This window comes from Bradyrhizobium ferriligni (assembly GCF_056837965.1).
In genome coordinates this window covers 20,798-27,750 of record NZ_JBXEJO010000101.1, presented here as the reverse complement: position 1 = coordinate 27,750, position 6,953 = coordinate 20,798, and the positions used below count along the sequence as shown (strand labels likewise).

Sequence of the window (6,953 nt, the reverse complement as noted above, 5' to 3'; positions counted from 1 at the left end):
ACCCAGATTCGTCCCCACCCGGATTGCCCCACGAGCCGAGACCAGATGCCGAGAAATCCCACCGTCGTCCGTACCGTCCCCGCCCTTCGTCGCGCCGTCGACGCCCTGCGCGCCAAGAAGGCCACCGTCGCGCTGGTCCCAACCATGGGAGCGCTCCATGACGGCCATGTGTCGCTAGTGCGCCTCGCCAAGCGCCGCGCCAAGCGGGTCGTCGTCTCGATCTTCGTCAACCCGACCCAGTTCGCGCCGACCGAAGATTTCGGCTCCTATCCGCGCACCTGGAAAGCCGACGTCGCCAAGCTCGCCGCCGAGGGCGTCGACCTGATCTGGCACCCCGAGGTGAAGGCGATGTACCCGGACGGCTTCGCCACCAGGATCGTGCCGGAGGGGCCGGCCACCGCCGGGCTCGAGGATCGCTTCCGGCCGCATTTCTTCGGCGGCGTCGCCACCGTGGTCGGCAAGCTCTTCACTCAGGTCCGGCCCGACCTCGCGATCTTCGGCGAGAAGGACTTTCAGCAGCTCCGGGTCGTCACCCAGATGGCCGCGGACCTCGACCTCGGCGTTAAGGTGATCGGATCCAAGACGGTGCGCGAGCGCGACGGTCTCGCGATGTCGTCACGCAACGTCTACCTCTCCCCGGAGGAGCGGCGCGCCGCCCCCGAGCTTCATCGGGTGATGAAGGAGACGGCCGGCCGCCTGCGCGCCGGCGAGGATACCGCGACCGCAATGGCCGACGGTTCCGCGGCGATCACCAAGGCCGGCTTCGTGCTCGATTATCTCGAGGTGCGCCACGCCGCCTCCCTGGCGCCGATCGGCTCGCTGAAGGACGGCCCGATGCGGATGCTGGTGGCGGCAAAGCTCGGCAGCACGCGCCTGATCGACAACATCCCGGTCTGAAGCAGGATCCGGAAAGTGTGATGCGGTTCATGCGCAAACGAGGTTCGAGCCTGTAATGAGGGCTCGGCCTCATCTGCGCGGCCGACGCGTGGATGATCGCGCCTTTCACAGGCGATCGGAATGAGCGGTTATTTCAGGCAAGGCATTGCTTTCGGCATCGCGCTCATGGCCGCAGGCCTCGCGCAGGCGCAGACCCGGCCGCCGGTCGGCGGGGTCAATTCGGCGCCCGGCGCGATGATCTTCTATGTTGCGCATGGTGCGCCCGATGCCTGCGGCCCGGGCTGCGCGGACTGGATCGCCGCCGAGGGCGCCGTGCAGTGGGATACCTACAAGCGTCTACTGGCGATCCTCGACCGGCAGAACGGCCGCAAGCTGCCGGTCGTGATCAACGTCAAGGGGAATTCCAACCTCAACGTCGCCTCCAGCCTCGGCCGCATCCTGCGCGATCGCGGCATCGATGCCGCGGTCGCGGCGACCGAGGTCGAGGCCTGCACCGGAAAACCCGAGGAGGAATGTTTTGCGCTCAAGCGGCCCGGCGGCCCGCTCGATGCGAAGGAGAAGCTGTCGGGCATTGCCTGCGATTTCGCCTGCCTGCTGATGCTGTCGGGCGGCGTGCATCGCAGCCTGCCGGAGGGCAGCCGCGTGGTGCTGAGCGGCATGGCGATCCACAACCGGCTCGCGCCCAACGTCTCGGCCGAGCACCGCGAGAGCCTGACCTCGATCTTCACCGACCAGTTCCGACGCTATCTCGGCGAGATGGGGATCGATCACGAACTGCTCGACGTCGCCGTCAGCAATGCGGGCGGCGGCCGCTATGTCGAGATCCCGGCGTCCGAATGGGGCCGTCTGCACCTCGTGACACAGCCGCAGTAGTTCGCGGCGGCCATCGTGCTCAGAGCAAGCCGAGGTCACGCAACTCGCGGCGCATCGGCTCGGGCATCGATGCCACGCTGGCCGCGCTCGACTTGGTGAGATCGGCCGGCGCGGAGTCCGCGGTCAGGTAGCGCCAGCCCTGGAACGGCCGCATCGGCCGCGGCGAGACCGCGATCACCTTGGGCTGCATCACCAGCCGGCAGCGGCCGATACCGTCCTTGTCGCGGAACGGCTCGATGGCGACGATCTTCTCGCGCGCGGCGATCTCGCCGCGGATCACCCAATAGAGCGAGCCGCCGGCAAGGATCTCCTCCTCGCGCTTCGGCGTCATCCGCGTGATGTGGACGTGACGGAGCGGCAGGCCCTTTTTCTTCGCGGTCGCCATCCGTTCGGCAACCCAGCCCTTGAGTTCCTTGACGGAGTCGCACCCGACGGCGAGCTTGATGAGATGAAGCGGCATCTGCCGGATGTAGCGGCCGGCGCGCGCTTTGAAAAGGGAGCGCTCTCCGCGGCGGTGGATATCGGGATTACAGCGTTTTCGAGCGAAGCGAAGCCGGAACAGTGCAGTGACGGTGGCTCAAGCCGCCGTCATCACGCTCATTGTTCGTTCGCAGCCGCCGGTGCGCTGGCGGCAGGAGGCGGCGCCTGAGCTGCCGGGGCCGGCGCGATCTGGACCGGGCGCTTCGCTGCCGGCGGCCGCTTCGGGGCTGCAGCGGGCGGCGCGGCGGCGGCCCGCGCGGCCGGCGCGGCCGCGGCCGGCTTCGCCGGCTCGGGCGTCATGATGCTGACCGGCGGCGTGTTCGCCGAGCTCGGAAACTCCGCATTGGTCGGCTTGCCGGTGGGCAAAGACTGAGGCAGCGCCGCGACCAGGCCGGCGGCGGCCGACGCCTGGGCGCCGGCGGGCGCGTTCCAGGACCCCGCGTAGCGCGTGATCAGGTTCTCGTAGGTCCGCTCGTTCATGTTGGCGATGATCTGATGGTTGTCGCCGAGCGAGCGGAATGCGGGGCACGCGGTCGGCGTACAGTGGTCGCGCGCCATCAGCGCATAGGCTACCAGGCCGTAGCGGTCATGCTCGATGGCGCGGCGCAGCGCCTGCAACTCGGTGGTCGAATTGCGCTCGGCGGTCGCGAGGTCGCCCAGCGCGGTCAGGCGCGAGACCTGCGCCGCCGCGTAGCTGACTGCCGCCGCCGCCGTATCCGAGGAACCGAACAGCACCTTCTCGCAGGCGTTGAGAACGGCGTCTCCGGCGAGGTCGTCGACGCAGGCCAGCGCCGGCACCGTCTGGCTGGCCAGTTGCGCCGTCCGTGTCTCTGCCGGCGCCGCCTGCCCGCCCGGGCCGAAGCCACGGATCGTCGCGGCGACCGCAACCGCGATCGACAGCAGCGTGATCACGGTCAGCGCGCCGTTGGCGACGGATTTTTCCGCGCGCAGCAGCGTGACCAGAACGACGATCCCAAAGAACCCCGCGGCGGCCAGCGTCAGCCACATCGGGAAGGTCGGTGAGCGCCAGATCTGATCCAGCGAGGAAGCCCAGTTCATGCGCGATGTCCCTCAACGCAGCGTAAGCACAATCGGCGACGGCGAACGCCGCCACCCCGACGTCCAACCTTCAGCACAATGGGTCTGCGAACAGGGCCTTTTGACGGCGGCGGTGCGGAACCCGCTCCAGCCGCCGGCTTGCGCACAACTCCTTCAGGACAGCGCGAGCTGACTCTCCTTGGCCACCCGTTCGAAAGCTTCAGTCGAGCTCTTGATGCGATACTGGCAGTCGTCACCGTCGGTCGGCAGCAGCCGGATCACTTGATAGGTGCCGCTCGCGGCGGGGCGCGCCACGTTGCTGGCCGTGAAATAGACGGTCTCGCCAATCGAGTACTTATGCTTCAACGCCCTCTCCATTTTCTTAGAGATTGCTGGCTGAGCTGACAGTCCCGATAGCTCAGGCCGGCATTTTGAGAACCCTGCGGCAAGCTAGCACATCGCACCTCCCCAAATCCAGCAGGATTGGGGCATAGCGAAGGTGCGATTTTTGCAGGTTTTTCAGAGCGATAGGCAGCAATTTGCGTGCCAGCCGGAAATTGCGCGCCGAGCCCCGCTGGAACCCTGATTCCAGCCGCTCAGGCGGTGTGCGGCAGCTTGCCGCCCGGGCTCGCGCCGTCGACCGCAGCCGGAAGTTGCTGGGCGAGCACCTTGGACAGCTGGTCCACCGGAATGTTGAATTTAGCGGCGAGCTGCTTGACCGTGTCGCTGCCGAGCACCTGCTGGAGCTGCTCGGCCGTGATCGGCAGGTTCTGACCGGTACCGATCCAGGATTTGACCTGCTCGCCGAGTCCGGCCTGCTCGAGCTTGGCGACGATCGCGGACAAGCCGCCCTGCCCGCCATTGCCCAAGACCTCGCCGAGCACGACCGGGATCACCGCCGCACCAAGCTGGCCAAGCATGCCTTTCAGCTCCGGCGAATTCTCCAGGGAATCGAGAATGCCCATGGTCTAAGTCCTTTCACGACTTGCAAAACCAGCCTTTCCGGATTCGACGCCTTCGGCCCCGCGGCGTCAAGCCGCGATCTTTGCGACCGCTGTCACAATTCGGAAGCGCATGGAGCGTTTTCGAGCGAAGTGGATACCGGTTCGCGTGAAGAAAACGTGTCGAAACAAAAATCCGGAGCTTCGGTTCTGATTCAATCAGGACCGAAGCTCCAAGACCGGTCAGGCATCCTCGAATCGGGCGATCCGCAGCGTCTCGGCAATGCCGTCGCGGGTCCATTCTGCAAACGCCGGCAGCGCCATCATGGCATCGACATAGTGCTGTGCCTCGGCCTTCACCGGGATCGCGTAGGTGCGGAAACGATGCACCACGGGCGCATACATCGCGTCCGCCGCAGAGAATGCGCCGAACAGGAACGGACCCTGCTTGCCGTAGCGCGCATGGCAGTCGGCCCAGATCTCCTGGATCCGCGCCACGTTGGCGCGCGCATCATCGGAGAGCGCGACGGCACGGATCGGCCGGTGCAGGTTCATGCCGCATTCGTTGCGCAGCGGCATGAAGCCGGAATGCATCTCCGCCGAGATCGCGCGGGCATGCGCGCGCGCGGCGCGATCCGCAGGCCAGAGCTTCGCCTTGGGAAATCTCTCGGCGAGATATTCGATGATCGCCAGCGAATCCCACACCGTGACGTCGCCATCGATCAGTGTCGGCACCTTGCCGGCCTTGCTGAACGAGAGAATGCGGTCCTTGTCGGCCTGGTCCGTGTAGAGCGGAACGAAGACCTCTTCGAACGGGATGTTGTTGGCGCGCAACGCCAGCCAGGGCCGCATCGACCATGACGAATAGTTCTTGTTGCCGGTGACGAGCTTGAGCATGTCCGGGAATCCTGTTGCCTCGGTAGTTTGCCATAGTGCATTGCACGCGTTCAACCTGTACATGACGCGGATGCGGCCCGGCGCGGACAGTCAGCCGCGCGCTCACGAAGGAAGGCAACATGACTGGCTATTGGACCGACATCCTGGCCGTCGGCTTCTTTGCGCTGGAATGGCTGGTCTATACCATCACGCTGGAGCACACCGCGTATGGGCGCGACAGCCTGTCGGCGCGGATGCATGTCTATCGCGAGATCTGGGTGCGGAATCTGCTCAATCGCGACGCACGGATGGTCGACATGCAGATCATGGCCAGCTTGCAGAACGGCACCGCGTTCTTTGCCTCCACCAGCCTGATCGCGATCGGCGGCGGGCTGGCGCTGTTGCGCGCCACCAATGACGCGCTCGCCGTGCTCGGCGCGCTGCCGGTCAACCTCACGCCCTCGCCCGCTTTGTGGGAGGTCAAGTGCATCGGGCTGATCCTGATCTTCATCTACACCTTCTTCAAATTCGCCTGGGCCTATCGTCTGTTCAACTATGTGGCGATCCTGTTCGGCGCGATGCCGCCGGCCGACCGGCGCGATACGCCGGAGGCGGAGGCCCATGTGATCCGCACCACGCGGCTGTTCGAGACGGCGGGCCGGCACTTCAACCGCGGCCAGCGCGCGTTCTTCTTCGCGCTCGGCTATCTCGGCTGGTTCGTCAGCCCCTGGGTGCTGTTCGTCACCACAGCCGCGGTCGTGATCGTGATCTGGCGCCGGCAGTTCGCCTCGAATGCCTGGCAGGCGATGGGAAGCTGAAGCTTGCCGCGGTTCACGACGCGAAATCGCGCGGGCTGAAATCGAGGTCGAGCACCTTCCATTCGCCGTAGCGATCCCGCGGCAGCATCGCATAGGGCTGGCAGGCCTGCAGCGCCTCGGTCGCGCTCTTGAGCAGCAGCGGCCCCTTTTCCGAGGCGGTGGCCTCGATCAGCACCGGCTGCGCGGCGAGCTTGCCGTCGGGCTTCATGAGCACTCTGAGCTTGATCTTCACGTCGTCACCCGTGCTCAGCGTCGGCGGAAGTTTCAGGCAGGTCTTCAGGTGACGGCGGAATTCGGCGACTACGCTCGAGCCGACGTCGGCCTGCTCGGTGGCGGCCGCGTCGAAATTGTCCTTACCGGGTCCGGGGCCGGACGGCGCGCTGGCGGGCGGCTTCACGGAGATGTCGGGCGGCAGGCCGAGCATGACATTGTATTTGACTGAAAGATCAGGCTCGGGCTGCGCATAGGCAGGCGACGACGCTGCCGCCTGTTGCTGCGCCGTTGGCTGGGGCATCGGTGGCGTTTGCGGTGCCGGCGGCTCGGCCGCGGCACGTTGCGGCGCCGGGCTGGGCTTGGGCGCCGGCGGCGTCGGCTGCTTCTGCGGCGGCTGCTGTGGCGCGTTCTGCTGTGGCGCGGCCGCCTGCGCCGATGGTTCGGGCTTGGCTGAATCCACCGGCTTGTCGAGCGACGGCAACTGCAACTCGGGCGTCGGCGAGGGGCTCGGTGCCGGTTCGGGCTTGGTTTCGACCTCGGACCTGGCGACCTCCTGCGGCGTCACGATCTCGACCGGCACCGTGTCAGCGGCGACGGGATCGAACTGATGGACCTCCGAATAAAGGAAAATCAGCGCGAGCAGCATCAGGTGCACGAACACCGACGCCATCAGATCCGCGTTTGGCCGAAACTTCATCCCACTCGATCACGTCAGTGATGTCTCTCCCCGCCGGCTATAATACCGGTCGGAACCCGCCTGCCTCAATCCCCATTCGGTCCAAAGCTGCAATCGGCCAGCGGGGCATTAGCATGATTG

The 6,953-nt window shown here is 66.2% G+C and carries 9 protein-coding genes; 3 read left to right on the top strand and 6 right to left on the bottom strand.

The window, feature by feature from the left end:
* The first annotated feature begins 45 nt into the window (after positions 1-45).
* Together panC and AC1VNY_RS38790 are read left to right on the top strand one after the other, a co-directional pair.
* Complete coding sequence (panC, locus tag AC1VNY_RS38795) at positions 46-897, top strand: pantoate--beta-alanine ligase (RefSeq protein WP_482409120.1); 852 nt, start codon at positions 46-48, stop codon at positions 895-897.
* A gap of 120 nt (positions 898-1,017) precedes the next feature.
* Positions 1,018-1,770, top strand: coding sequence for a hypothetical protein (locus AC1VNY_RS38790; protein WP_482409119.1), 753 nt, complete (start codon positions 1,018-1,020; stop codon positions 1,768-1,770).
* A gap of 19 nt (positions 1,771-1,789) precedes the next feature.
* On the opposite strand, the gene AC1VNY_RS38785 is transcribed toward AC1VNY_RS38790, so the two are convergent.
* From AC1VNY_RS38785 to AC1VNY_RS38765, 5 genes are all read right to left on the bottom strand, one after another.
* Positions 1,790-2,230, bottom strand: coding sequence for a DUF1489 family protein (locus AC1VNY_RS38785; RefSeq protein WP_482409118.1), 441 nt, complete (start codon positions 2,228-2,230; stop codon positions 1,790-1,792).
* 137 nt (positions 2,231-2,367) lie between these two features.
* Positions 2,368-3,309 carry a hypothetical protein gene (locus AC1VNY_RS38780; RefSeq protein WP_482409117.1) on the bottom strand — a complete coding sequence of 314 codons (942 nt, stop codon included), beginning with the start codon at positions 3,307-3,309 and terminating at the stop codon, positions 2,368-2,370.
* A gap of 153 nt (positions 3,310-3,462) precedes the next feature.
* Positions 3,463-3,666 carry a hypothetical protein gene (locus AC1VNY_RS38775; RefSeq protein ID WP_018272021.1) on the bottom strand — a complete coding sequence of 68 codons (204 nt, stop codon included), beginning with the start codon at positions 3,664-3,666 and terminating at the stop codon, positions 3,463-3,465.
* A gap of 218 nt (positions 3,667-3,884) precedes the next feature.
* Positions 3,885-4,253, bottom strand: coding sequence for a YidB family protein (locus tag AC1VNY_RS38770; protein ID WP_028343362.1), 369 nt, complete (start codon positions 4,251-4,253; stop codon positions 3,885-3,887).
* A 219-nt stretch (positions 4,254-4,472) separates the two neighbouring features.
* Entirely contained in the window at positions 4,473-5,126 is a 654-nt protein-coding gene (locus AC1VNY_RS38765) for a glutathione S-transferase N-terminal domain-containing protein (protein ID WP_482409116.1), read from the bottom strand.
* Between the two features lie 119 nt (positions 5,127-5,245).
* On the opposite strand from AC1VNY_RS38765, the gene AC1VNY_RS38760 reads away from it, so the two are divergent.
* The gene (locus AC1VNY_RS38760; RefSeq protein WP_283071141.1) at positions 5,246-5,923 is read left to right on the top strand and encodes a DUF599 domain-containing protein; all 678 of its coding nucleotides are present in this window, start codon (positions 5,246-5,248) and stop codon (positions 5,921-5,923) included.
* A gap of 13 nt (positions 5,924-5,936) precedes the next feature.
* On the opposite strand, the gene AC1VNY_RS38755 is transcribed toward AC1VNY_RS38760, so the two are convergent.
* Positions 5,937-6,833, bottom strand: a complete 897-nt coding sequence (locus AC1VNY_RS38755) for a hypothetical protein (RefSeq protein ID WP_482409115.1) — start codon at positions 6,831-6,833, stop codon at positions 5,937-5,939.
* Between the last annotated feature and the right edge of the window lie 120 nt (positions 6,834-6,953).

Bases quoted from the DNA above. Each gene is read 5' to 3' on its own strand.
- AC1VNY_RS38755 (WP_482409115.1), bottom strand. From the start codon at position 6,833: ATGAAGTTTCGGCCAAACGCGGATCTGATGGCGTCGGTGTTCGTGCAC.
- AC1VNY_RS38780 (WP_482409117.1), bottom strand. From the start codon at position 3,309: ATGAACTGGGCTTCCTCGCTGGATCAGATCTGGCGCTCACCGACCTTC.
- AC1VNY_RS38765 (WP_482409116.1), bottom strand. From the start codon at position 5,126: ATGCTCAAGCTCGTCACCGGCAACAAGAACTATTCGTCATGGTCGATG.
- AC1VNY_RS38790 (WP_482409119.1), top strand. From the start codon at position 1,018: ATGAGCGGTTATTTCAGGCAAGGCATTGCTTTCGGCATCGCGCTCATG.
- panC (WP_482409120.1), top strand. From the start codon at position 46: ATGCCGAGAAATCCCACCGTCGTCCGTACCGTCCCCGCCCTTCGTCGC.
- AC1VNY_RS38770 (WP_028343362.1), bottom strand. From the start codon at position 4,253: ATGGGCATTCTCGATTCCCTGGAGAATTCGCCGGAGCTGAAAGGCATG.
- AC1VNY_RS38785 (WP_482409118.1), bottom strand. From the start codon at position 2,230: ATGCCGCTTCATCTCATCAAGCTCGCCGTCGGGTGCGACTCCGTCAAG.
- AC1VNY_RS38775 (WP_018272021.1), bottom strand. From the start codon at position 3,666: ATGGAGAGGGCGTTGAAGCATAAGTACTCGATTGGCGAGACCGTCTAT.
- AC1VNY_RS38760 (WP_283071141.1), top strand. From the start codon at position 5,246: ATGACTGGCTATTGGACCGACATCCTGGCCGTCGGCTTCTTTGCGCTG.